Origin of the sequence: Enhygromyxa salina (assembly GCF_002994615.1) — a bacterium.
Classification (GTDB): domain Bacteria; phylum Myxococcota_A; class Polyangia; order Nannocystales; family Nannocystaceae; genus Plesiocystis; species Plesiocystis salina_A.
The window spans coordinates 43,660-67,269 of record NZ_PVNK01000138.1 but is presented as its reverse complement, the minus strand read 5'-3'; the positions used below and the strand labels follow the sequence as shown (position 1 = coordinate 67,269).

Genomic DNA, 23,610 nt, shown 5'->3' with positions numbered 1-23,610 from the left:
CCCCAACCCCGGTCCCCACCGCCGCCAAGGCCCGCTACGCGACCGCGCTCCACGGCCTGCCCAAGCGCGGAGCGAGCAAGCCCAAGATCGAGATCTTGATGTGCGGCGACTTCGACTGCCCCTACAGCAAGCGCTCGACCGCGACCCTCGAGCAGCTGCTCAAGGACCACAAGAGCGACCTCGCCGTCTACTTCCGCCACCACCCCCTGCCGATGCACCAGCACGCCCGCGCCGCCCACCGGGCCGCCGTCGCGGCCGAGAACCAGGGCAAATTCTGGGACATGTTCGACCTGCTCTACGCCGATCCCAAAAAGCGCAGCGACGCCGAGCTCGAGGACATGGCCAAGCAGCTCGGCCTCGACATCGAGCGCTTTCGCAAGGACGTCGCGGCCCAGAAGACCGAGGAGCGGATCGACGAGCAGCTTCAGTTCTGCGAGCGAGACCTCGACGTCAGGGGCACGCCAACCTTCTTCATCAACGGACGCCCGCTGACCGGGGCCATACCGATCGCGAACTTCGAGGCGATCATCCAGGAGGAGCTGGCCGGCAAGGGGCCGCCCTGACCACCGCGGCGCCGACGATGACTCGCGGCGCAGCTCAGTACTGGATCCCCGCAGAGATCTCCGCGCTCGCAGGAAAGGTCGAGCCCGCCCACCGCGAGTCGAGTTCGTCCATGTTGGCGACGAACTCGCGTCGCGCCGCCCGCAGCCGCGGCCGGTGAAAACCGTAGCGAACGCGACTCAGCGGCTCGAGCACGACCGGGGCGAAGAACATGGCGTGGCACAGCCTGTGGCGGAAGTAGTCTTCGACCGAGCACAGCGCGTCGAGCTCGACGTGGGCGGGCCGGAGCACATTGGGCGGGGGCACGCGCAACCGCCAGGGCAGCTCATTGATCGGGATACCCGCGTAGCTGTGGTGGTCGGCGGTGTGAAACACGCTGGTCCGGGTCAGGTGCGTCGTGACCGTGTCGACCAGCGCGCCGCCGCGGCGGATCGCCTCGCCGTCGGGGAAGCCGGGCACCCACGGCGCGATCGCGTCGGCCCAGCGGCAGACGTCCTCGTCGTCGGCCGGGAGGTCGTCGAGGACCTCGGCGACGAAGGCCCGCGTGAGCGCGCGCCAGTCGCGACGAAAGCGACCGTAGGGCGTGCGCGCGTCGAGCAGCTCGGCGTCGAAGCGGTACGCCGGGAACGCGGCCTTGGCCGGGACGCCGCGCATGCCCTGCACGACCCCGCGATGGGTGCCCTCGGTCGTCAGCGGAAAGGGCGTGTAGAGCTCGCGCTGGGAATTGTGCAGGACCGAGCGCCGATGGTGGATCACCGCCTCGTCGAGGCCGAGGCCGAAGCGTAGGTGAGGCGCGAGGAGCCGGGCCAGACGGTGGCCCTGGGGCAGCACGGTCTGCGTGATCGCGCTGATCGTGTCGCCGGGGAAGTGGAGCCGCGGGTGAAACACGAGGACCAACAGGTGCTGCAGCCCTTGCAACACGAAGTAGCGCGCGAGCTCCCACGCCGCGCCATCAGTCGGGCTGAAGGTCGCGCGGGGTCGATCCTCGAAGTGGATCGCCAGCGGGCAGAAGCGCTGGCCGTCCCAGCGCAGCAAGGTCCGCGTGGGCGCGACGTGGACCCCCGGCAGGGCGAAGCCGGGATCGACGACGCTCGCGTCGATCTTGGCCCACGCCGACGGTGGCGTCGCCGGGTACTCGGCGAGCTCGTCGGCGAAGACCTCTCGATCGTCGCCGTCGAGGGCGACGATGAACTGCGAGAAGCTGGTCGCGTTGAGCAGCTCGCGAAAGCGTTCATCGTCGACCGCGACCGCGCGCGGGCCCTGCAGCGCCTGTGCGGCGGCGATCGGTGTCAGGGCCGTGACTTGGCCGAGGTAACGCAGCACGTTGTAGCGGCGATGAAGCTGGCGCTCGTCCGGCGGCACCTGCAACACCGGCGGCGAGAAGCCTGGGTCGACGATCGGCGATTGGGGCCACGGACCATCGAGCGAGAGCGGCAGCACCGGACTCGGCGGGCGGCTCGTGACCGCCCCCCACGGCAACGCGTCGAGCCGTGGCGAGTCGGGCCACCGGCTCGGCAAGCGCTCGAGCACGCCAAGGCGGACCAACAGCTCGTGTGAGACGGGCTCGCGCTGGGCGGGCCCAACCTTGGCGAGACCCACGGCGAGGCCCACGGCACGTTGCAGCTCATACACGAGCGCCCTTTGCCTGCGGGCGAGAGCCTGAGTCCAGGATCGGGGAAGCGTGAAGGGCATGCGCACCTGCTCTTGTGCGTCTCGACTCATGACGAGTGAGCACGTCTGCGACCAACGCTGGTTCTTTCAGACCGACGAATCAGGCGTACTGCGAGCGTTTGGCGACCGAGGCATTGGACCTCAGGGCGTGCTCTGGGTCGTGGTCGGTTTTCAGCAACCTGCGAGTCTTCAAGGGGCCTTTCAAAACGGCCCCTCGCTGCGGCGGCAGAGCCCCCTCTGCTCCCCCCAAACGCTCGCCTTGCGGCTCGTACTAGACGAAAATCATTCAGCTTTTTCAATTCAGCGCTTGGTCTAGGGCGAGTCCGACAACCAGTCGGCGAGCTTGGCGAGCGCGCGCGCCTGGGCGTCGACGCGGGCTTCACGGTCGGCCTGGGGATCGCCGGTGAACCACACGTCGAAGCCGTGGTCGGCCCCCGCGTAGACCTCGAGCTCGAACCGGTCCTCGCTGACATCTTCCCGATCCGCGATCACGTCGACCTGCGGGTCGCGCAGCTCCTCGCAGGTCGCGAGCAGCGCGTCTTTCTCGGCGTGGGGCACCCAGATTGGCGCGTGCGGGTAGTAGTAGCGATCGACCTCGGCCTCGGCGAGGTGGCTGGCGAGCTCACCTTGGAGCCCGCAGCCCGGGTAGTAGGCGACGCCGCCCGAGAAGCCCGGGACCGCATCGGCGAGCTCGTGCAGGCGCGGGTCGTCGGCGGCGCCGAGATCCTCGTGGAGCATCATCATCGCCGTGGACGCGCCATTGGAGAAGCCGAGCAGGGCCAGGCGCGAGCAGTCGACCCGGGGGTCGTCGCACAGCCAGTCGGCGGCCGCGACCCCGTCGAAGGTCCGCACGATCAGGCGCTCGTGCTCGTCGAGCTCGCGCGGGACCGTGGCCTTCTCGGTCCAGTCGCAAAACCCCCGGGAGTAGAAGCTCGCGGGCATCGCGACCGCGTAGCCGCGCGAGGTCAGCATGTCGGCCCAGATCCGAAACTGATCCTGGAGGGTCTCGCTGCACGGGTCGCCGCCGAGGAACAACCCGCCCGACCCGTGGAGCATGACGACGCCCGGCCAGCCCGACGCCGGCGGCTCGCCCTCGGGCACGGCGACCCGGGCGATCACGGCCTGGTCGAGGCCGTTGCACAGCGCGACCTCGTCGGCGTTGCGAGGCTCGAGCTGTCCGCACGCGACGGCGCCGTCGCCCGCAGGTCCGCAGCCCGTGACGACCACCAACGACATCGAGAGGAGGAGCGCTGCGCGGTCGAACATCGCGGCGATTGTCGACGGCGACGCCCGCCCAAACAAGCACACGGCCCCCAGAAGGCTCACTGCGGGTTACCCGCTTGCCCCCCTCGTCCTGCCCCTCGTCTTGCCCCTCGTCTTGCCTGGATCAAATCCGGCCGACGAAGTGGGTCCCGGCGCGCCCGTCGAGGGCGTCGGCGAGGCTGTGGATGTCGGTGATCAGGCCGCGCTTGCCCCCACGCTGCATGAACCCGTAGATGGCCTCGACCTTGGGCCCCATCGAGCCCGCCGGGAAGTGACCCTCGTCGATGTAGCGGCGGCACTCGGCCATCGTGACCGCGCCCAGGCGGCTCTCGTTGGGTTGGCCCCAGTTGAGGTACACGCCGTCGACGGCGGTGAGGATGACCAAGAGGTCAGCGCGGACGTCCGTTGCGAGCACGCTCGAGGTCAGATCTTTGTCGATCACGGCCTCGACCCCGATGTAGTCGTCGGAGCTCGGATCCTTGGTCACCGGGACCCCGCCACCGCCGGCCGCGATCACGATGTGACCCCGGTGCGCGGCCTCGCGGATCATGTGCCGCTGGATGACCTTGATCGGCCGCGGCGAGGCCACGACCCGCCGCCAGCCTCGCTTGCCGTCGAGCTTGACGACCCACCCGTCCTCGGCCTCGCGCTGCTTGGCCCGCCCCTCACTGAGCGAGGGCCCGACCGGCTTGGCCGGAGCCGCGAACGCGGGATCGAGCTTGTCGACGAGGACCTGGGTGATGACCGTGACCACGTAGCGCCGAACTTCGCGCTGGCGCAGCTCGTTGAGCAGCGCGCGCTGGAGCAGGTAGCCGAGGCTGCCCTCGGTCTCGGCCACGAGCACGTCGAGCGGCCGCGGCGGGATGTGCTCGCGGGTCCGCTCGACCTGCGCGAGCAAGTCGCCGACCTGCGGCCCGTTGCCGTGGGTCAGGACCACGTTGTAGCCGCGGTCGACGAACACCATCAGCCCGGCACAGATCGCGCGGGCGTTCTCGACGGCCTGCTCATGGGTCCCGCGCTCGCCCGGGAGCATGAACGCGTGGCCGCCCATGGCGACGACGACCGTCGGGGTCGGAGTGTTGGGATCGGAGTTCGAGACCTCTGGGTCGCCCACGTGATCGAAGCGTATCAGGTCCGCTCGCGGCGCAGGGGCATGGTCAAGCAGCGTCCCCCACCCCGCCCGCGCGACAGCTCGCTGCCCGAGAACCCAAACACCGTGCGCTCGGCGGCCATCCCCGCGCGGACCAGCTCCTTGCGGTGGTCGAGCTCCTGCACGGTGCTGACCCGGACGTGCTCGAAGCCGAGCCCCGCGAGGGCCTCGATGGTTCGGACGTTGCGGCTGTACAAGATGATCTTCCCGGGCGCGAGGCAGATCGAGTTGGCGCCGTCGGTCCACTGCTCGCGCTCTTGGTGGAGGGGATCCTCGCCGCCGCAGGCCACGAGGGTGGTGTCCGGACCAAACGACTCTCGGAGCACGTCGACGACGCTGAGCTCCTCGCGCAGCTGCGGCGCGCGCCCGGGCGCGAGGCAGACCACCCCTGCCCCGCCGTCGGCCAGCGAGCGGCCCAAGAGCGGGGCGTGACCGAGAAACAAGCCGGTGTCGACCTGCGTGAGCACGGTGTCGAGGTGCATCATCGAGCGCTGCTGCGGCAGCATGACCACGTACACGCGCTCGAGCTTGGCGAAGCTCGGAAACAGGACCTCGCGGGCCAGATACTCGATCGTCTGGGGCTGGCTGCGCTCGGAGCAGCCGATCATCAGGACCTCGGGCGAGAGCACGAGCACGTCGCCGCCCTCGAGCCCGCTGTGGGCCTGGGGCTGGGCGTGGGGATCGGCAAAGGACAGCTCTCCGGACACGCCCTGGTCCGCCCACTCGAGCGCGAACGCGGTCAGCAGCGACTCCCGGGCCCGAGCTGGCGTGGCCATGCGCCCGACGATCACCCGGTCGTAGATCGCAATGCAGGGATCACGCATGAACATCAGGTTGGGCAGAGGGTTGAGCGCCATGTCGCGGGGGTCGGAGATCCGCGCGCGGATCCGGGCCAGGCTCGGCGGGAGGTCGGGGAGGTCGCGCCAGTGGACCCCACTCACGAGCGCGCGCGCGAGCTCGTCGCCGGGCCAGCGGACGAGCTTGGGCCCGAGCTCGCTGACCCCGGCGAGCTCGCAGGTGCGGTGGACGAGCTGCTCGAGCGCGGCGATCGGGGCCCGGGTCACCGCCTCGGCCAGCAGCTCGGTGATCTCGAGGACCTCGGCCCCGGCGTCGGCGAGGATCTGGACCATCAGCTGGTGCTCGAGCGCGGTCTCGGCTGGCGACAGGAGGTCGTCGAACAGGAGGCGCTCGAGGTCCCAGTGGGTCATGCGCACGATCTCTGCGCCGGGCTGGTGGACCACGACCCGGCGCAAGGGGCTGATCTCGTCATTGATCTGGACGGGGGCACGCATCGTATGCACGGTGCGTCCGCGCCGAGCGAGGTGTCAAGCACGCGCTCGCGGAGGGCGGAGGCGCCACGCGCGGCGAGCTATCCTGCGTCGAACGTACGAGCGTGCGAGCGTGCGAGCGTGCAAGAGTAATCGTCGTTGGCTGGAGAAACACAGTCTTGGAGACGATGAGAGTTGACACCGATCGCCGGGCGCTCGCGGGCGCATCCACAGACGAGGCGTCGAGACATGCGCTAAGGTCCCCCGCGCATGACACACCACCTTCGAAGCCTGCTCGATCTGACCCCCGCACAGACCCAGCGCCTCGTCGACCTCGCCGTCGAGATCAAGGCAAACCCCGCCAGCGTAGCGAACGCGCTCGCGGGTCGCTCGATCGCGATGATCTTCGCCAAGCAGTCGACGCGCACGCGGATCTCCTTCGAGGTCGGCATCTCGCAGCTCGGAGCCCAGCCCCTGGTCCTGAGCACGGGCGGCGGCACGGGCATGCAGATGGGCCGGGGCGAGACGACCCACGACACCGCCAAGGTCCTGTCGCGCTACGTCGACGCCATCGTGATCCGGACCTTCGGCCAGCGCCAGGTCGACGACCTCGCCGAGCACGGCTCGATCCCGATCATCAACGCGCTCACGGACATGTACCACCCCTGCCAGGCGCTGGCCGATCTCCTCACGATCCACGAGCGCCACGGCGCGACCAAGGGCAAGCGCCTGGTCTGGGTCGGGGCCGGCAACAACGTCGCCCACTCGCTGATGCTCGCGGGCCCGCGCGCGGGCATGGACGTGGTCTGCTGCTGCCCGCGCGAGCTGCCGCCCAACGCCTTCGTGCTCGAGCAGGCCCGGGCCGACGCGGCCGCGGCCGGGACCAAGATCGAGCTGTCCAGCGACCCTCACAACGCGGTCGTCGGCGCCGACGTGATCTACTCGGACACCTGGGTGAGCATGGGCGAAGAGGCCGAGGCCGAGCGGCTCTTGCGTCTGCTCGCCGACTTCGAGGTCGACGAGGCCCTGATGACCCGGGCCGGCGAGCAGGCGATCTTCATGCACTGCCTGCCCGCCCACCGCGGCGAGGAGGTCACCGACGAGGTCATGGACGGGCCGCAGTCGGTCGTGTTCGACCAGGCCGAGAACCGCCTCCACGCCCAAAAGGCGCTGCTCTTGCTGCTGCTCGAGGCCCGACCTTGGTCCTGAGTCGACGCGCGGCCTCGCTGCTGTGCGTCGGGCTCCTCGCCTGCAAGCCGAGCGCGGGCGAGGCCGAGACCGAGTCCGCGACCAAGTCCGGAGGCCCAACCCCGGAGGCCTCGGCGGCCTCGTTCGTGCCGCTCGAGCCCGGCCCCGGTCGCTTCGTCTCGGCCAACAAACGCGTGGCCGTGCCGACGCCCACGGGCGAGGGCTGGGAGTGCCTCGAGGAGGAGCACGGCGACGATCAGGCCGCCGCGGTCGCGCTTCGCTGCCGCCGCGAGGATCCGCGCGAGTTCCTGTTTGTCGCGGCCAAGACCCACCGCCAGCCCGTCGACCAGCGGACCGACGCCCACACCGTGCTGATGTCGCTGTACCGGGCCGACAACGAGGCCTTCTTCGACCACGTCGAGTACACGAGCGACCACGCCGTGACCCTGGCCGGGGCCCCCGGGTGGGAGGCCGAGCTCGTGGCCGAGCACGCCCGCCTCGGCACGATCCGCAAGCGCGAGCGCCTCGCGATCGTCGGCGATCGGGTCTTTGCGATCTCGGCCGAGGGCGCGCCCGCGCTGTGGGACGCCCACGCCGAGGAGATCGAGCGGTGGTTCGCCAATGTCGAGTTCGCGCCCGACAACTGAGCCCCGGCCCCGTACCGCCGCCCCGGTTTGGCGCGCCGCGGAGGCCTCGCACAGCTCAGGCGTCGGGTGGGCTCGAGAGCCCGCCGATCTGCTCCAGGACCCGCAGCATGTTGAAGTAGTAGTTCACGGTCGTGATCACGCCGCCCGCGGCCCGAACCACGACCACGGTGTTGAGCTCGATGGTCGCGCCCGTCGGCGGGAGCTCTCCGGCGGGCGACGGCACGGGGCCGTCGTGAGTCCCGACCCAGCGGACCTCGGCGGCGGCCTGATCGCCGCCGTCGACGATCGAGAGGATCGTGCCCTGGACGTCGGACCACGCGCTCAGCCGCGCGGTCGTGGCCGCGACGAAGGCGGCCCGGCCCTCGACCATGAGCCCGCTGCCGAACTCTTGGTAGCGGATGTCCTCGGACACGCTCGCCGCGAAGCGCTCGAACTCGCGCGCGTTGAAGGCCTCGAGCTGCTCGCGGACGCAGGACGCGGCGTCTTTCCTCATGCGCCAGCTTAGCAGGCTGCTAGCCTGAACCGCTGGCAGCCGTCCTTGCCGGCGCCGTTGACGTAGCCCATGCGATCGGAGGGGGCCGAGCCCGACCCCAGCGCTGACTGGTCGCAACCGTTCGTCACGCGACGCGCCGGTGTCACGCGCGTCCCTGACGGTCCCGCGTGCGCGCCCCAACCTGAGGTGAGCACCAAGCAGGAGACCCTCGTGAGCGCACAAAACCAGCCAGCAGCCAAGCCCGAAGTCCACATTCGCGTCGCCCAAGACGACGACGCGAGCCGCATCACCTCCGTGCTCGAAGCCCTCGGCTACGAGGTCATGCGCGAGCTCGGCGAGGGCGACGCGAGGGCGCGGCTCGACTGGGCGATCGAGCGCCTCGTCCGACGCCACGCCCTGACCCAGCGCGAGCGCGACGTGCTCGCGGGCGTGCTCGAGGGCGACGACAACCGGCGGCTCGCCCAGCGCCTCGAGATCAGCCGCGCGACGGTCAAGTGGCACCTCCACAACGTGTTCACCAAGACCGGCGTCGGCGGGCGCGAGGCGCTGCTGCGCGCGGCCCTGCAGCTCGGGCCCCGGGCCGAGGCGGCCGCGAGCCCCGACGAGCACTGGGCCGGGCCGCACGAGGTCACGATCGAGATCGAGTGAGCGCATACGCGACCAACTGGCGCCGCTGTGCTAAGGCGGCCCCATGTCGTTCACCAACCACACCGTGATCGTCACTGGGGCCTCGCTCGGCGTCGGCCGTGCGACGGCCGAGCACTTTCATCGCAGCGGCGCCAACGTGGTCCTGGTCGCGCGCCGGGCCGAGCCGCTCGAGCAGGCCGCCGCCGCGATCGGCGATCGAGATCGCGTCCTGACGATGACCGCCGACGTCGCCGACAACGACGCCCTCGAGCGGGTCGTGGACGCGACCGTCGAGCGCTTCGGCGGCGTTCAGGGCCTGGTCAACAACGCGGGCGCCCACTTTCGCGGCGAGGTCGGCAAGCGCGAGGGCCACGAGCTCTCGACCATGGTCGACGTCAACCTCCGCGCACCGATCGTGCTCTCGCGCCTGGCCCTGCCCCACCTCATGACCAAGGGCGGGTTCATCGTCAACGTCGCGAGCCTCGCGGGCAAGGTCCCGCTCGACGGGGCCGCGACCTACTCGGCCACGAAATTCGGGTTGCGGGCGTTCAGCTACGCGATGGCCGAGGAGCTGCGCGGGACCAAGGTCAGCGTGTCGGTCGTGAGCCCGGGCCCGATCGACACCGGGTTCATCATGGACGAGCTCGACGAGGTCGAGGACATCGTGCTGTCGCAGACGATCTGCACCGCCGACGATGTCGCCGCCATGATCCTCGCCTGCGCCCGCGATCGCCAGGTCGAGCGCGAGTATCCCGTGTCGGGCGCCAAGCTCGCGACCTTGGCCTACCTGCTCCCGGGCCTGCGCCGGATGCTCAAGCCGAGGCTGGTCCGCAAGGGCGCCAAGCAAAAGGAGCGTCTGCGGCGCGAGCGAGGCGGCTGAGCCCGGTCACAGCAGGTAGGGGATCACGGCCTTGCGCTGCTCGGGGTAGTCCTCGAAGGTCTCGCGATACCAGCGGTGATTGGCCAGCGCCCGGGGGCCGATGTTGGCGATCGTGTAGAGCGCGAAGCCGAAGCCCGCGAGCGACCAGGTCGCGACCGCCCAGCCGATCCACACGAGCATCTCGCCGAGGTAGTTGGGGCACGAGATGCGCTCGTAGAGCCAGCCCCGCGGGATCTTGTAGCCCTGCTCGCCGGGCTTGCGCAGCGCGATCAGCATCGCGTCGGCCTTGAAGTTGATCAGCCAGCCGCCGAGGAACAGCGCGGCGCCGATCCACAGGCGCGGGTCCGACAGCCACTCGCCGCCGTAGCTGCCAAAGTGCGAGATCCAGCGCGCGTTGATGTAGCTGTTGAGCAGCTGGAACACGAAGGCCAACGCACAGACCACGATCGGCATGGTCTTGCCCTCGCCGCGCATGCGAAAGGGGAACACGTAGGTCCGCTGGACGTAGTGGAACTGCCACATGCCCAGCAAGATCAGCGGCACGAGCTCGAAGCGATGCTGCCCCTGGAAGTAGATCCCGGCGAAGACCAGCACGGCCGGGGTCTCCATCACGATCCAGCCGAGCCGCGCGGGCATCGTCGGGCCCCAGCTCGCGCGCTGGTGGCGTCCGTAGGGGGCGTCGATGCGGCGCAGCACGACGAAGGTCACGACCGCGAGCCCGATCAGGACCCAGGTTGCGCCACGGTGAAGCTCGGGGCTATCCGCCATCCGCGGCGATCGATAGCATGATCAGCTCGCTGCCTGGGCCTGGGCGGCCTGCCACGCCAGCGTGTCGGCCACGGTCTCGGCCAGCGGCCGCGGCGAGTGGCCGAGCTCGGTCTGCGCCTTGCGGCTGGAGATCGAGCGATTCGAGTCCAGGATGTCGAGGGACTCGCGCGTGAACATCGGCTCGCGGCCGGTCAGGCGCGACGCGACCCGCGCGAAGGGCACGCCCATGCGCGCGGCCCAGGCCGGGCTGACCAGCCGCGGCGGTCGCCGCCCCCCCGCCGCCTCGACCAGGCTCGCTAGCTCGCGGATCGAGTACCAGGCGTTGCCGAGGATGTAGTTGTGCCCGCAGCGGCCGCGCTCGCCCGCGGCGATGACCCCGGCCGCGACGTCGCGGACGTCGACGAAGTCGAAGCCACCGTCGAGCAGGGCCGGGAGCCGCCCGTCGGCGAGGTCGCGCAGCAGCTGCCCGAGCCGCGAAGGCCCAAAGTCGACGGGGCCCATGACCCCGGTCGGGTTGACGATGACCGCGTCGAGGCCGTCGTCGATCGCCGCGCGGACGGCCCGCTCGCCCAGGGCCTTGCTGCGGTCGTAGGCGCTGTGGGCGAGCGAATCCGCGACCTGCCGCCGGCCCTCGTCGAGGACCTCGTCGCGGGGGTCCATGTCGTAGGCGTGGACCGAGCTGACCGAGACCAGGCGCTCGACGCCCCGCTCGACGCAGGCTCGCGCGACGTTGCGCGTGCCCTCGACGTTGACCCGGTGCACGAGCCCCTCGCGGTCGCCGTCGATCGAGATCACCCCTGCGAGGTGGTAGACGCGGCGCGCCCCCTCGAACGCGGGGCCGAGCGTATCGGGCTCGCACACGCTGCCATCGACGCGCTCGAGCTGGTCCTCGATCTCGCGCAGCGCCGACGAGCTGCGGTGGACGAGCACGCGGACCCGCTCGCCGCGAGCGAGGAGCGCGCGGACCAGGTTGGCGCCGAGGTGGCCCGACGCACCGGTGACGACGACTGGCATGTGCCGCAGGCTACTCGCGCGCGGCCAGGTGGGGGTTGCCCCACATCACACGACCGCCGAGCTCACCACTTGCAGCAGCAGCGGATGCCCGGAAAGTCGGCGAAGGGCAGCGGCTCGTCACACGCGAGCGTGAGCGGTGTCGCGCTGGCCTCGTCCGCCCACGTACACAGCTCGACGCTCTCGTCGTGATCTTGGCCGCCCCAACCAAAGGCCGTCGCTCCTTCGCAGCGGCCCTCGGCGCACGAGGATCCCGGCTGTTCGGCGCAGGCGTCCGCGCAGGTCGAGCCCGCGGTCCAGCAGTTGAAGAGCCGCCCCTGGCACTCGCCCTCGACGCAATCGCCGATGCCCATGGGGCCGACGCAGTTGGTCTCGCTCTGACCGCAGTGCGCGGGGTCGACGGGCAGGTCGGGTGCGAGGTCGGGGCCGGCCTCGAGGCCGTCATCGGAACCGATCGGGGATCGACCGCACGAGAGCGCCACCAGACACGACGCCAGCAGCGTCACCAGCTGAGCGTGGAGCTTCGTCACGGGAGAGTCTCCCACGGTCGCATGGGCATGGCACGAGCGGGCATCAGCACCTCTCCAAATCGGTCCCCAGGCGCGGCCTCCGCTCCCCAATTGCTCGAGTACCAATCGTCGCCACCCCGGGCTCGGGTCGCTGACGGTGCGGGGTTCGGGGAGGTCATCGCTCCTTGGAGGCTCCTAACCCACCATCGCCTCGCACGCGGCGAGGGCCGAGCGCATGAACTCGGCGAAGCGCTGAGGCTGAGGGTCGCGCAGCGCCGTGGAGGTCAAGACCGCGCCGACCCAGCCTTCCTTGTGCCAGATGCCGCCGCCGGCGAGGGGCGGCAGCTCGGGCGAGGCCGGGTAGGGCCAGGGCGTGACGTACCAGTAGGCGTCGGCGTAGCTGCCGTCGCCGGGGGTCATGCCGACGCCGAGGCTGCGGGTGACCTCGCCCTCGGGCCCGTCCTCGCCCTCGATCACGACCAAGCTGGCGATGTCGAAGTGGTGGGGCCAGCAGCGGACCTCGGACGCGCGCGGGTCCTGGCGGCGCAGCTCTCGCAGGGCCCGATCGCCGTTGGCGAACCACCGCGTGAGCTCGACGAGGGCGTGGTCCTTCCAGCCTCCGAAGGGCTCGGCGGCCCCGCTCGGATCGACGCGGGAGGCCGGCAGATCGTGGCTGGGACGCTCGAGCTTCAACGCCGGGCGCCCGAGCGCCTCGGCGGCCGCGGCCCCGAGCTGCTCCATCACCTCGGCGAAGCGCCGCCCTTCGAGGGCGATCGTGACGAGCGAGCTTTCGGCGTCGCCGCCCTGATCGCGCAGCAGCTCGATGCTCACGTCGGGGAAGCGCAGCAGCGCCCGCAGCGAGGGCGTGGTGTCGCTGGCCTGGCTCGACAGCCCCTGCTGAGCCGCCGACCACTCGAGGTTGGTGTGCGAGTAGTCGCCGCGAGGCTCACACAAGGTCGTGCCTACGGCCGAGACCAGCTGCGCGGCCCAGTGCAGCTGCACGCGCGTGTCTTCGAGCTCGCGCGCGCGGGGGCGGGTGAGCGGCAGCCAGTTGGCGATCGTGTCGGAGAAGTCGATGCTGACGGTCATGGTCGGATGTGTGGATTCAAAGCGGCACGACCCCGCCGTAGGCGACCCCGCTGAGGTAGGCCATGTCGCGGTCCCAGGTCGTGAGGTCGTCGATCGAGAATTCGCGCAGGTGCTCGTGCCCGCACGCGCGGGCCATGATCTTCATGAGCTCCACGGTCGAGCTGAAGTAGCGATGGAGCTGGCGGGCGGACTGCTCGATCTCGAGGCGGGCGCGCAGCTGCGGCTTTTGGGTTGCGATCCCGACCGGGCAGTTGTTCGTGTGACACGCCCGCATGCCGAGGCAACCAATCGCCTGCAGCGCCGCGTTTGACACGGCGATCGCGTCGGCGCCGAGGGCGAGGGCCTTGCAGAAATCGCCCTCGGTTCGGAGGCCGCCCGTGATGATCAGCGTGACCTCGCCGCCGCCGCGCTCGCCTCGACGATGATCGAGGTGCCGCCGGGCCCGCGCGAGCGCGGGGATCGTCGGGACCGAGATGTTGGCCTTGAACAGCTCGGGCGCGGCCCCGGTCCCGCCGCCGCGACCGTCGAGGATCAGGTACTCACAGCCGATCTCGAGCGCGAAGTCGATGTCGGCCTCGATGTGCTGGGCCGAGAGCTTGAAGCCAATCGGGATGCCCCCGCTGACCTCGCGGACCTCGTCGGCGACCCGGCGAAAGTCGGCGACGGTGTGCAGATCGGGGAAGGTCGCCGGGCTGATCGCCGGCTCGCCCTCGCTCAGGTTGCGGACCTCGGCGATCTTGCCGCTGACCTTGGATCCGGGCAGGTGCCCGCCGGTCCCGGTCTTGGCCCCCTGCCCGCCCTTGAAGTGAAAGGCCTGGCAGCGCGCGACCTTGTCGAGGCTCCAACCGAAGCGGCCCGAGGCGAGCTCGTAGAAATAGCGCGAGTTGGCCTGCTGCTCCTCGGGCAGCATCCCGCCCTCCCCCGAGCAGATCCCGGTGCCCGCGAGCTCGGCCCCGCGCGCGAGCGCGAGCTTGGCCTCTTCGCTGAGGGCGCCGAAGCTCATGTCGCTGACGAAGAGCGGGATCTCGAGGCGCAGCGGCTTGGCGGCCGTCGGCCCGATGACCAGCTCGGTGCCGACGGGCTCGTCGTCGAGGCGCGGCTGTCGGGCCAGCTGCGCGGTCACGATCTGAATACTCGACCAACGCGGCAGCTCGGTCAGCGGCACGCCCATCGCCGAGCTCGGGCCGTGGTGACCGGTCTTGCTCAGGCCGTCGCGGGCCAGCGAGCGGATCCGCTTGTTGAAGGGCTCGGCGGCGACCGGGTGGGTGTCGGCGTAGCTCCCCTGGTAGGCGGCGCGATCGAAGGGCTGGGGGTGGTCCTCGGCCCAGGCCGCGATCTCGAGCCGGTCGACGACGACCGTGTCGGCGTCCTGATCGATCCAGGCCCCGAATTTGTGCAGGGCCTCGGCGTTGTTGTAGGCGCTGACGCCGGTGTCGAGGCGGTAGTCCCAGTCATGGACCCCGCAGATCAGGTTGGGCCCGTCGACGTGGCCATCGCTGAGCAGCGCGCCGCGGTGAAGGCAGCGACCGTAGAGGACCGAGACGCGCTCATCGAAGCGGACGATGACGAGATCGACGTCGGCGACGAGCGCGTGGGCGGGTTGGCGGTCGCCGAGCTCGCTCCAACTGGCGACGACGACCGGCTCGGCGGCGGAGGGGATGGGGGGACGATCAGGCATGGACGGCTCCGGCTTGGCAGGGCAACGCGGCGCGGGCCTCGGGGTTACCAGACCAGCGCATCCACGTGGCCTCAGCTTGGCACGATCGGGCCTCTCCTCCCAACGCCGTGGCCCACGAGGGCCCAGACCCAAGGGAGCGAGAGCTCGTCGAGCGCATCGACGAGGTCGCGGCGTTTTTATCGACCAAGCCGCGCCGCGTAGGGCGAGGGCTCGCCCCCTTGCCCCAGTCAGTCGAGATCCGCCCCGGCGCTTCGACGAGCTGGTCGGCCGCGTGCGGACCAAGCTTCGCGCAAAGCGTGGTTGATCGACGACTCTGCACAACACGGGGGTCCGCGTCGTGCTATGGCGGATCTCAATGGCACTCGTCGCGCCGCTCTTGGTCTGGCTGCTCGCACCTCCGCAACCGCCCGAGGATTCGGCAGCCCCGAGCGAACGCTTGAGCGTCGCGCCCGCCCCCCCAAGCGACGCAGCCGAGCCCCCCGAGGACCCGCCGCAGGACCCGCCGCAGCTCACCCCCGACTCCGCGCCCAAGGCCAGCGCCCAATCGAAGCGTCAGCCGCGACGCACCTGGCAGGCCGAGCTCTTCGTCGACGTCGCCTACGTCTTCAACTCGAACCTGCCCCAAAACCATGTCTATCGGGGCATGTACACCAACCCACGGACCAACGAGCTCGCGGTCCACAACGTCGGCGGGTTCGTGCGCCACCAGCCGAGCGCGGCCGAGCCCTGGATCTTCGAGATCGGGCTCCACGCGGGCGCAGCCGTCGACGCGCTGACCGCCGCCGAGCCGATCCCCGGGGGCGAAGACGGAAAATTTGCCGGCTCCGAGGTCTTCAAACACATCGCGCGGGCCAACGTCGGCTTCGCGCTGCCCAGGGCCAAGACCCAGTTCGCCGCGGGCGTGTTCGAGAGCCCGATGGGCGTCGGGTCCTTTTGGACCTTCCACAACTGGAACTACACGACGTCCTGGGAGAGCAACGTCGTGCCCTACTACCTCGCGGGCATGAAGATCGCCCAGCCGCTGCCGGGCAACGTCGAGCTCGCGGGCTGGCTGGTCAACGGCTTTCAAACCTACGCCGACCTCAACCCGGTGCCGAGCGGGCTGGTGACGCTGACCTGGGCCCCGCAGGCCAGGCCGGTCCCAGCCCCGCGTACGGGCGACACCGCGCTCACGCTCTCGACCCAGGTCTACTTCGGGCCCGAGAGCCAGCGGCTCGGGCCCGACGACTGGCTGGTCTACTGGGACACCTGGGCGATCTACGACTTCGACGACCACTTCTCGCTCGCGGCCGTGTGGGACTTCAGCGTCGATCGGCCCGGGCGCGTCCACAACCTGCAGTCGATGTACACGGGCGGGGCCCTGTTCGCTCGCGGGACCGTGTACGAGGGCAAGCACGCCGAGCTCGATCTCGCCGTTCGCCCCGAGGCCTCCTGGGATCCCGACGGGCGCTTCTTCGGCGTCGAGCAGTGGCTGATCTCGGCCACCGCGACGGCCAGCTTGCGGCTCTACGATCACCTGCTGCTGCGGACCGAGTATCGCTACGACCACTCGACGGCGGCCGACGGCTTCTTCTATCAGCGCGAGTTCACGAGCGATGACGACCAGCTCGCCGGGCAGCAGCACACCGTGTTCTTGTCGCTGACGGCGTGGTGGGACTTTTGGTTTGGCACCGGGCGCAAGCCCGCTCGAGAGCCCCAACGCTAGCAGCCCGGGGTGCAATGCATCGTGTCGCCTCGCGCCGGAATTTTCGCTGAGGGCGCGAAGCCAAAACGCCGCTGTACCGGGCGTACTGCAAGTTTTGGCGACAAAGCCATCGGCGAAAAGGCCAAGCGAGGCGGCGCGAGGCATTGCACCCCGGGCTGCTAGCAGCCCGGGCTGCTAGCGGCGCCGATCGATGATGGTGTACGCCCCGCTGAGCGAGGGCAACGCGCTCATCAAGTCGGGCGTGAAGCTGTGGACCGCCAGGTGCTCCCGGCCAAAGTCGGCGATGAGCTGCTCCTCGAGCTCGAACAACGCGTCAAACTGGTCGATGTCGTCCACGCCGAGGATGAAGTAGACGCTGACGAGCTCGCCCGTGACCTCCACGAACACGGCGTCGACCCCATCGAGCGCCGCCGAGGACTCCTGGATCCGCCTGGCGATGTCCCGACCGCGGCCTTCGGGCACCTGGGTGAGAACTGATGCGAGGCTCAGACCCATGGCGTCCGCTCGCAGTGGGTGTGACCGCCGCACCACCGGGCGACCATCGCCCTGTGTCCCATCGCACCGATCTCCCGAATCCGGGCAGCGACAACCTGTGGGTCCACGACATCAACGAAGATCGGTCAAAAGACCAAAACTGGCAAGGCTCTTCGTGATATAAAATTACTGTGCTTTGAAACACTAAAGCAGTTCTAAATGTAAGCACCGTTTCGTCACATGGTGCCAAGTCAGCGGGCGCCGATACTCTTGAGCTCTCCACGCAAGCGCTCGACCACTGCGCGGACCTCTTCGACGTCCGACGCGGACAGGCCGAGGTGCTTGCCAGCATCCTTGAAGCCGTCGATCGGATACGCCCGCAGGTTCGTGCCCAGAAACCAGCTCAGCGCCGTAACCATGCCGCGGACGACCGGCGAGATCGTCATGATCGCCATCTTGGGCGTGCTTCCGTAGCGATTCCAGTGCTCTGTCGCCGCGCGCCGCTGGGCCGCTGTGGGCCCGCCGCCGGTCGTGTTGACGATGACCCCGCGCGCGTCGTTGACGTGCTGCACGATGTGGTCGAGGTAATCCTGCCACTCCTCGTCGGAGGGCGGCGCCTTGCCATGGACTGCTACATGCGCGTTCCCGGCGACTTCGTAGAAGAATGTCCGCTGGTCAGCCATGCCGAGAACCCGTGTCGTGGGGACTTGGTGAGGCAAAAGGATTGATCTGAAGATCGTTAGGTGAGCCCTGGGACATGTGCCGTAGATCGCTTTGATCCGCTAACGGTCATTTTCGCGCAACCGAGTGGCCGTTCCAGTATAACTGGATGACCATTTCAGTATATGTGGCTGTCTGTAAAATTTCATCCAGTATTTGTGGACTAATTCTCTTTGAAGCGGAATTCTCGGTCAGCTAGCGGCTTCCAGAGGCAGCTCGACGTGGAAGCGGGCGCCGACCCCGGGCAGGTTCTCGAGGTGGAGCTCGCCGCCGTGCTCGCTGACGATCCCGTGGCTCACCGAGAGGCCCAAGCCCGTGCCCTGGTCTCGGCCCTTGGTCGTGAAGAAGGGGTCGAAGATCCGCCCCACGGCCTCGCGCGGAACCCCCCCGCCGTGGTCACACACGCTGATCCGGACCCAGCGCGCGTCGCCGTCGCCGGGCCTGAAGCTGCGCACCTCAATGTCGATGCGCTTGTCGGGGTGGTACTCCGGCCAGCGAGCGCACAGCGCGTCGCGGGCGTTGGTGACCAGGTTCATGATGACCTGGCGGATCTGTTGGGCGCGACACATGACGAGGATGCGCTCGTCCGGGGTGTCGACGTTCAGCTCGATCTGGTCCTTGCCGATGACCGTGCGAACCAACAAGAGCGTGCCCTCGATGATGTCCGCGATGTCGGCGACGGCCGCGGCGTCCTCGCTCTCCCCGCGCGAGAACGACAGCAAGCTGCGCACGATCGCCGCGACGCGCTGTGACTCGTAGCCGATCTCGCCGGCGAACTCGCGCGCGTCTTCGTTGATATCGGGCATCCGCCCGATCAGCTCGGCGTAGTTCATGATGCCCTGGACCGGGTTGTTGATCTCGTGAGCGACGCCGCTCGCGAGGGTCCCGATCGACTCGAGGCGCTGCTGCTGCCGAACCTGGGCCTCGAGGTGCTCCTTGGCCCGCGCGGCCTCGCGGCGCTCGGTGATGTCGGTTGCGACGGCGATGACCCGCTCGACGCGGCCGTCGACGGCGATCGGCGCCAGCCGCAGCGCGTACCAGCGCGGCTCGGGGCTGCGCAGCGTGGCCCGGAGCTCGAGCTCGGTCTGACAGACCTCGCGAATCGTCCGCGCGATCTGCCCGTGGAGCGCGTCACTGTCTTGCTCGTCGACCAGCGCGTCGACCGGGGTCCCGACGACCCCGTGGCGCTCGTCGTCGCCCTCGAAGTGGTTGACGAACTCGACCCGGCCTTCGCGGTCGAGGAGCATGACCACGTCCGGGAGCCCCTCGACCAGCGAGCGCCAGCGGACCTCGCTGCCGCGCAGGGCGTCGAAGAGCTGCGCGTTTTGGAGCGCGCTCGCGGCCTGGGCCATGAGCAGATCGAGGATCTCGACCCGGTCGGCGTTGAAGCTGCCCGAGCTGAGCTTGTTCTCGAGGTAGAGCAGCGCGATCAGCCGGTCGTGCTTGAGGATCGGCAGACACATGACCGAGCGGACGCCGTTGGACGAGATGTAGCGATCGGCGGCGAAGCGCATGTCGGTCGTCGCGTCGTGGAGGATCGCGGGCTCACGGGTGCGCTCGACCCAGCGCAAGATGGAGACCGGGACACGATCGCTGGCCCGCTCGACGATCACGGGCTCGCGCAAGAAGCCCGTCGATCCCTGCTCGCCCTCGTCGCCCCGCTCGCCCGAGTCCCCGGCCGTGCAGATCGCCGTGAGCTCCAAGCCCGAGCCCCCGGGCAAGACCAGCGCGCCCCGCTCGGCCCCGGCGTTCTCGAGCGCGATCGCCATGACCCGGTCGACGACGTCGGGCAGCTCGATGTCGCCCGCGATCGCCTGGGACGCCTTGAGGATCGACGCGAGGTCGAGGGCCCGGCTGGCCGAGAGCGCGAGGCCGGCCGTGATCGCGGCGCGGGGCCGATTGACCGAGGCGTCATCGATCAGGTCGGGCCACCTGCGATCAATCTGCGCGACCTTGGAGTAGGCGCCCCAGCGATCGTAGCTGGCCCGGGCGTCGCGCATGGCCCCGGCCGCGAGCTCGTCGAGCCCGATGCGGCGCAAGAAGGTTGACGAGCGCTCGAACGCGAGGGCCTCGAGCCAGCGCAGCTGGCTGTCCTTGGCCGAGCGTGAGGCCTTGGTGAAGGCGGCCAGCGCCTCGATCGCGTTGCCCTCGGCGGCGTGAACCTCGGCCTCGAGCAGGGCCGCGCGCGGGACACAGTTGGCTGGCGCGAGCTCGGCCGCCCCCTCGAGCAGCTCGAGACACAGACGCACGATCCAGACCATCGCCTCGCGCTCGTCCTCGTCCTCGACGCTCGGACGCAGCGCGGCGGCGCTGAGCCCGTAAAACAGCGCGTGATCACACAGGAGCCAGGCACCCGAGACGACGCGCTGGAAGTCGTCCATCGCGCTGAGCTCCGCGTACGCCTCGTCCCAGCGACCGAACAGGCAGCGCTGCATCCCGCGGAGCATGCGGACGATGTACTGGGTCGGGCGATGCTCGAGCCGGGTCTCGATGTCGACGAGGTCGTCGTCGAAGCGCAGCGCGACCTCGTCACCCGCGAGCAGCTCGCGGGTGAAGTCGAGGTAGGCTTCAACCCGCGAGACCAGCGGGCCCACCTGCCACTGGCGGAGCCTGCGGGAGGCGCCGTCGGCCACGCGCTCGAGGGCCTCGACGTGGAGGCCGGCCGACAGCGACATGGTCACGACCATGTCTGTCGCGTAGCCGGCGACCTCGAGGTCGCCGGCCTCGAGGGCGAGATCGACGGACTCGCGCAGCGGCGCCAGGCCCTCGGCGTAGGGCCGGACCCACGAGGCCACGACCCAGTAGGGCGGCTCGATGCGCTGGCGGTTCAAGCCCGGGCCTTCGTGAGACGCGAGCGCCCGGGCGATCTCGACGACCTCGAGCGCGAGCTGCCGCTGCCCGACCGCGGTCCCGACGAACATCGCCGCGTAGCTCAGGGCGATCGGCGCCGACTGGTGGCGGCCGTGCGCGAGCATGATCCCGGTGTGCTCGGTGACCAGGGCCACGTGGAGCTCGGGATCGACGAGGTGCGAGACCGGGATCAGCACGTTGAGGATCTCGAGCGCGGCCTCGAGCCGGGCGTCGCGGATCGTCGAGGTCTCGCCGAGCCCGCGGAGCTCGGCCGAGCGCAGCATCGGCACGAGGCGGTTGAGCGGGAACTGCTCGGGCCCCCCCTCTTGCGCGAGCGGATCGACGCCGAGGCGCTGGAGCCCGTCGAGGCCGCACTCGATCGCGCCGTGGCGATCGCTGGCGAAGATCCGAATCTCGACCCGGCCCGCGACCGCGCGACCGACCCGGGCGAAGTCGAGGGGCGCCTGCAAGAGGCGCTCGAACTGGCGCTCGGCCTGGTCGCGGTCACCGGCCAGCCCCAGGGCCTGGCCGCGGCCGAGCTCGAGCGAGAAGCGCAGCTCGTGGTTGAGGTAGTTGACCCGGCGTGGCGGCAGCTCGTCGACGGACCCGTGCTCCTGGACGCCGACGACGAGCTGGATGCCGGCCTCGAAGTAGCGCACCGCGGCGCGCGGGGCCGCCCCGATCAGCGCGTTGTGGCCGGCGAGGGCGTTGAGCTCGGCGAGCATGTCGAGCTGGTTCTCGTCGACGCCGTCGAGCGCCCGCTTGGCCCGGGCGCGGACGACGGCCGGATCCTCGTCGCCGATCGGGACCAGGCTGTAGCCCATGTTGAGGTGGTCCACGACCTCGAGGATCGACTCCTCGATCTCGCCGAGGCCGCTGCGCTCGAGGCACTTCTCGCCGACGATCCGGTGGAGATCCGCGCTGCGTGCCGGGCTGTTCATGGCATACGCGGCGTCGCGGATGCGGTCGTGCGTGAAGCCGTAGCGGCCGCCACGGAGCGTCGTCAGCAGGCCCTCGCGGGTCAGGGCCACGAGCGCCGCGTCGATCGTCTCGGCCCCGACCAGCGCCGTCAGCATCGCGACGTCGAAGCGCGTGCCGATGACCGCGGCGCCCGTCAGCAGCTCGCGCTGCGGCGCGCTCAGCAGCCCGAGCTTGGCGGTCATCATCGTCAGGAGGTCTTCGGGCAGCCCGGCCGCCTCGATGCCCTCGGCGTCCCACCCCCAGCCCACGTTGGTCGGCCGGAGGAGCCCGAGCTCGACGAGGTGGCTGAGGTACTGGCCGACGAAGAAGGGGTTGCGGTTGGTGTTGCGACCGACGATCTCGGCCAGCGAGCGGATGTGCTCGATCGGCCACGCGAGGGTGTCGGCGATCAGCGCGGCGACGTCATCGTCGGCCAGCGGACCCAGGGCGATGTGCGACGAGGGCCCGGGCCGGGCCTCGATGAGGTCGAGCAGCTCCTGCGCCGGCGAGTCGGGGGCGAGCTCGTCTTCGCGCAGCGTGGCCACGACCAGCAGCGCCGCGTTGGGCTCGACGAGGGTCGCCGCGATCAGCTCGCAGGTGCCCGCGTCGGCCCACTGAAAGTCGTCGAGGCTCAGCAGCAGCGGGTGCTCGGCGCGGGCGAACTCGGAGATCAGCGCCGCGCAGGCGACCGCGAGGCGGTTGCGCGACTCGAGCGGCCCGACCGAGGGCGCCAGCGCGACCGAGCCGAGGATCGGCCGCAGCGTCGGCACGAGCTCGAACAACACCCCCGCGCTCGGGCCGAGGCGCTCGCGCAGGCGCTCGCTCCACAGCTCGAGCTGCTCGTCGCTTTGGGTCAGGAGCTGGTCCGCGAGGTGGGAGAAGGCCGCGAACACACCCGCGTAGGGCTTGTCGGTCTGTTCGCGCTCGAACTTGCCCCGCGCGAAGTAGCCGTGGCGGCTCATGACCGGCTCGGCGAGCTCGTTGACGAGCGCGGTCTTGCCGACGCCGGTCGCCCCCGAGACCAACACGAACTGCGGCTGCCCCTGGCCCGCCGCGCGAAACGCCTGGCTCAGCGCCTCGACCTCGCGGCTGCGACCGTAGAGCCGATGGGGCAGCTGCAAGACCGCCGGGACGTCGTTGACCCCGAGCGCGAAGCCCTCGAGCGACTCGCCAGCCGCGAGGGCCGAGGCCACGCGCTCGAGGTCGGCGTGGAGCCCCCGGGCCGACTGGTAGCGCCGCTCCGGCGCCTTCTCGACCAGCTTCATCACGATCGCGGACAGGACCGTGGGCAGCTCCGGGCGCAGCCACTGCGGCTCGCGGGGGCGACGGGCGAGGTGCGCGTGGATGAGCTCGAGCGGCGTCGTGCCCTCGAAGGGTCGCCGGCCCGTGAGCAGCTCGTAGAAGGTCACCCCGAGCGAGTACAGATCGCTGCGAAAGTCGACCTCGTGGTGGGTCCGACCGGTCTGCTCGGGCGAGACGTAGGGCAAGCTGCCCTCGATGACCCAGGGATCGTCGATCCGGCGGCGCTCGGCGTCGAGCAGGGCCGAGATCCCGAAGTCGGAGATCGAGACGACCCGGGTGTGCGGATCGATGAAGATGTTGGTCGGCTTGAGGTTGCGATGGATGACCTTGTAGCGGTGGACCTCCGCGAGCGTGCGCGAGACCTGCAGCGCGATGGTCATGAAGTCGCCGAGCGCGACCGGCTGTCCGCCGCAGTACTCGTCGAGGTTGACCCCCTCACACCAATCGAGGACCACGGCCAACGAGCCACCGCTGCGCTCGAGCGCGAGCACATCGACCGCGCCGTCGAGCTCGAGACCCTGGATCATGCGGAAGTCGTGCTCGACCCGAACCTCGACGCCCTCGTCGGCGTCGAACTCGTGGAGCTTGACGACGACCGGCCGCTGATCTCGCTCGCGGACCGCCGCATAGACTCGCGTGCGCCCGGAGTCTCGCAGCGTCCGAGTACTCCTGTATCCGTCGAGCGACAGCTTGCCGACGCGACTAGGCACGGAACTCACTGGCGACAGATTAGCGCTAGCAGATCGCGGAGACATCCCTCTCCTGGCGGCATTGGTCATGCGCCTGGTCCCGCGCC

At 70.0% G+C, this 23,610-nt stretch carries 19 protein-coding genes; 6 read left to right on the top strand and 13 right to left on the bottom strand.

Annotation, left to right across the window (positions count from 1 at the left end; genetic code table 11):
- Positions 1-563: DsbA family protein (locus ENSA5_RS14425; RefSeq protein ID WP_181197750.1), on the top strand; the 563-nt coding region annotated here is incomplete at its 5' end.
- Between the two features lie 34 nt (positions 564-597).
- On the opposite strand, the gene ENSA5_RS14420 is transcribed toward ENSA5_RS14425, so the two are convergent.
- The 4 genes from ENSA5_RS14420 to ENSA5_RS14405 all read right to left on the bottom strand — a co-directional run bounded on the left by ENSA5_RS14420 (position 598) and on the right by ENSA5_RS14405 (position 5,937).
- Complete coding sequence (locus ENSA5_RS14420; RefSeq protein ID WP_106392233.1) at positions 598-2,193, bottom strand: hypothetical protein; 1,596 nt, start codon at positions 2,191-2,193, stop codon at positions 598-600.
- Positions 2,194-2,544: 351 nt separating this feature from the next.
- Complete coding sequence (locus ENSA5_RS14415) at positions 2,545-3,498, bottom strand: dienelactone hydrolase family protein (RefSeq protein ID WP_106392232.1); 954 nt, start codon at positions 3,496-3,498, stop codon at positions 2,545-2,547.
- Between the two features lie 121 nt (positions 3,499-3,619).
- Positions 3,620-4,609 (bottom strand): carbamate kinase, encoded by a 990-nt coding sequence (locus tag ENSA5_RS14410; protein WP_258182848.1) that lies wholly within the window; start codon positions 4,607-4,609, stop codon positions 3,620-3,622.
- 14 nt (positions 4,610-4,623) lie between these two features.
- Positions 4,624-5,937: an arginine deiminase gene (locus ENSA5_RS14405; RefSeq protein ID WP_106392231.1), complete on the bottom strand. Its 1,314-nt coding sequence runs from the start codon at positions 5,935-5,937 to the stop codon at positions 4,624-4,626.
- Positions 5,938-6,183: 246 nt separating this feature from the next.
- Between ENSA5_RS14405 and argF the strand changes: the two genes are divergently transcribed.
- Together argF and ENSA5_RS14395 are read left to right on the top strand one after the other, a co-directional pair.
- Positions 6,184-7,122: an ornithine carbamoyltransferase gene (gene argF, locus ENSA5_RS14400; RefSeq protein WP_106392230.1), complete on the top strand. Its 939-nt coding sequence runs from the start codon at positions 6,184-6,186 to the stop codon at positions 7,120-7,122.
- The gene (locus tag ENSA5_RS14395) at positions 7,113-7,748 is read left to right on the top strand and encodes a hypothetical protein (protein ID WP_106392229.1); all 636 of its coding nucleotides are present in this window, start codon (positions 7,113-7,115) and stop codon (positions 7,746-7,748) included. The genes argF and ENSA5_RS14395 overlap by 10 nt, the downstream gene beginning before the upstream one ends.
- Positions 7,749-7,803: 55 nt before the next feature.
- Here ENSA5_RS14395 and ENSA5_RS35980 read toward each other — a convergent pair whose 3' ends face one another.
- Positions 7,804-8,241: a nuclear transport factor 2 family protein gene (locus tag ENSA5_RS35980; protein ID WP_146155699.1), complete on the bottom strand. Its 438-nt coding sequence runs from the start codon at positions 8,239-8,241 to the stop codon at positions 7,804-7,806.
- A 186-nt stretch (positions 8,242-8,427) separates the two neighbouring features.
- Between ENSA5_RS35980 and ENSA5_RS35975 the strand changes: the two genes are divergently transcribed.
- Positions 8,428-8,889 carry a helix-turn-helix domain-containing protein gene (locus tag ENSA5_RS35975; protein WP_258182847.1) on the top strand — a complete coding sequence of 154 codons (462 nt, stop codon included), beginning with the start codon at positions 8,428-8,430 and terminating at the stop codon, positions 8,887-8,889.
- Between the two features lie 43 nt (positions 8,890-8,932).
- A complete protein-coding gene (locus ENSA5_RS14385; RefSeq protein ID WP_106392227.1) occupies positions 8,933-9,748 on the top strand; it encodes an SDR family NAD(P)-dependent oxidoreductase in 816 nt (271 codons plus the stop codon).
- A 6-nt stretch (positions 9,749-9,754) separates the two neighbouring features.
- On the opposite strand, the gene ENSA5_RS14380 is transcribed toward ENSA5_RS14385, so the two are convergent.
- From ENSA5_RS14380 to ENSA5_RS14360, 5 genes are all read right to left on the bottom strand, one after another.
- The gene (locus tag ENSA5_RS14380; RefSeq protein WP_106392226.1) at positions 9,755-10,516 is read right to left on the bottom strand and encodes a DUF1295 domain-containing protein; all 762 of its coding nucleotides are present in this window, start codon (positions 10,514-10,516) and stop codon (positions 9,755-9,757) included.
- 21 nt (positions 10,517-10,537) lie between these two features.
- Complete coding sequence (locus tag ENSA5_RS14375; RefSeq protein WP_106392225.1) at positions 10,538-11,530, bottom strand: NAD-dependent epimerase/dehydratase family protein; 993 nt, start codon at positions 11,528-11,530, stop codon at positions 10,538-10,540.
- A 62-nt stretch (positions 11,531-11,592) separates the two neighbouring features.
- The gene (locus tag ENSA5_RS14370; protein ID WP_106392224.1) at positions 11,593-12,057 is read right to left on the bottom strand and encodes a hypothetical protein; all 465 of its coding nucleotides are present in this window, start codon (positions 12,055-12,057) and stop codon (positions 11,593-11,595) included.
- Between the two features lie 174 nt (positions 12,058-12,231).
- The gene (locus tag ENSA5_RS14365; protein ID WP_106392223.1) at positions 12,232-13,125 is read right to left on the bottom strand and encodes a hypothetical protein; all 894 of its coding nucleotides are present in this window, start codon (positions 13,123-13,125) and stop codon (positions 12,232-12,234) included.
- Between the two features lie 16 nt (positions 13,126-13,141).
- The gene (locus ENSA5_RS14360) at positions 13,142-14,803 is read right to left on the bottom strand and encodes a glutamate synthase-related protein (RefSeq protein WP_106392222.1); all 1,662 of its coding nucleotides are present in this window, start codon (positions 14,801-14,803) and stop codon (positions 13,142-13,144) included.
- 436 nt (positions 14,804-15,239) lie between these two features.
- Here ENSA5_RS14360 and ENSA5_RS14355 point away from each other — a divergent pair, with 436 nt between their 5' ends.
- On the top strand, positions 15,240-16,508 hold the full coding sequence (locus ENSA5_RS14355; RefSeq protein WP_106392221.1) for an outer membrane beta-barrel protein: 1,269 nt from the start codon (positions 15,240-15,242) through the stop codon (positions 16,506-16,508).
- 174 nt (positions 16,509-16,682) lie between these two features.
- Here ENSA5_RS14355 and ENSA5_RS14350 read toward each other — a convergent pair whose 3' ends face one another.
- The 3 genes from ENSA5_RS14350 to ENSA5_RS14340 form a co-directional block, all read right to left on the bottom strand.
- Complete coding sequence (locus ENSA5_RS14350; protein ID WP_106392220.1) at positions 16,683-16,970, bottom strand: hypothetical protein; 288 nt, start codon at positions 16,968-16,970, stop codon at positions 16,683-16,685.
- 263 nt (positions 16,971-17,233) lie between these two features.
- Entirely contained in the window at positions 17,234-17,665 is a 432-nt protein-coding gene (locus ENSA5_RS14345; RefSeq protein WP_106392219.1) for a hypothetical protein, read from the bottom strand.
- A gap of 228 nt (positions 17,666-17,893) precedes the next feature.
- On the bottom strand, positions 17,894-23,524 hold the full coding sequence (locus ENSA5_RS14340; protein WP_181197749.1) for an AAA family ATPase: 5,631 nt from the start codon (positions 23,522-23,524) through the stop codon (positions 17,894-17,896).
- Positions 23,525-23,610 lie beyond the last annotated feature (86 nt).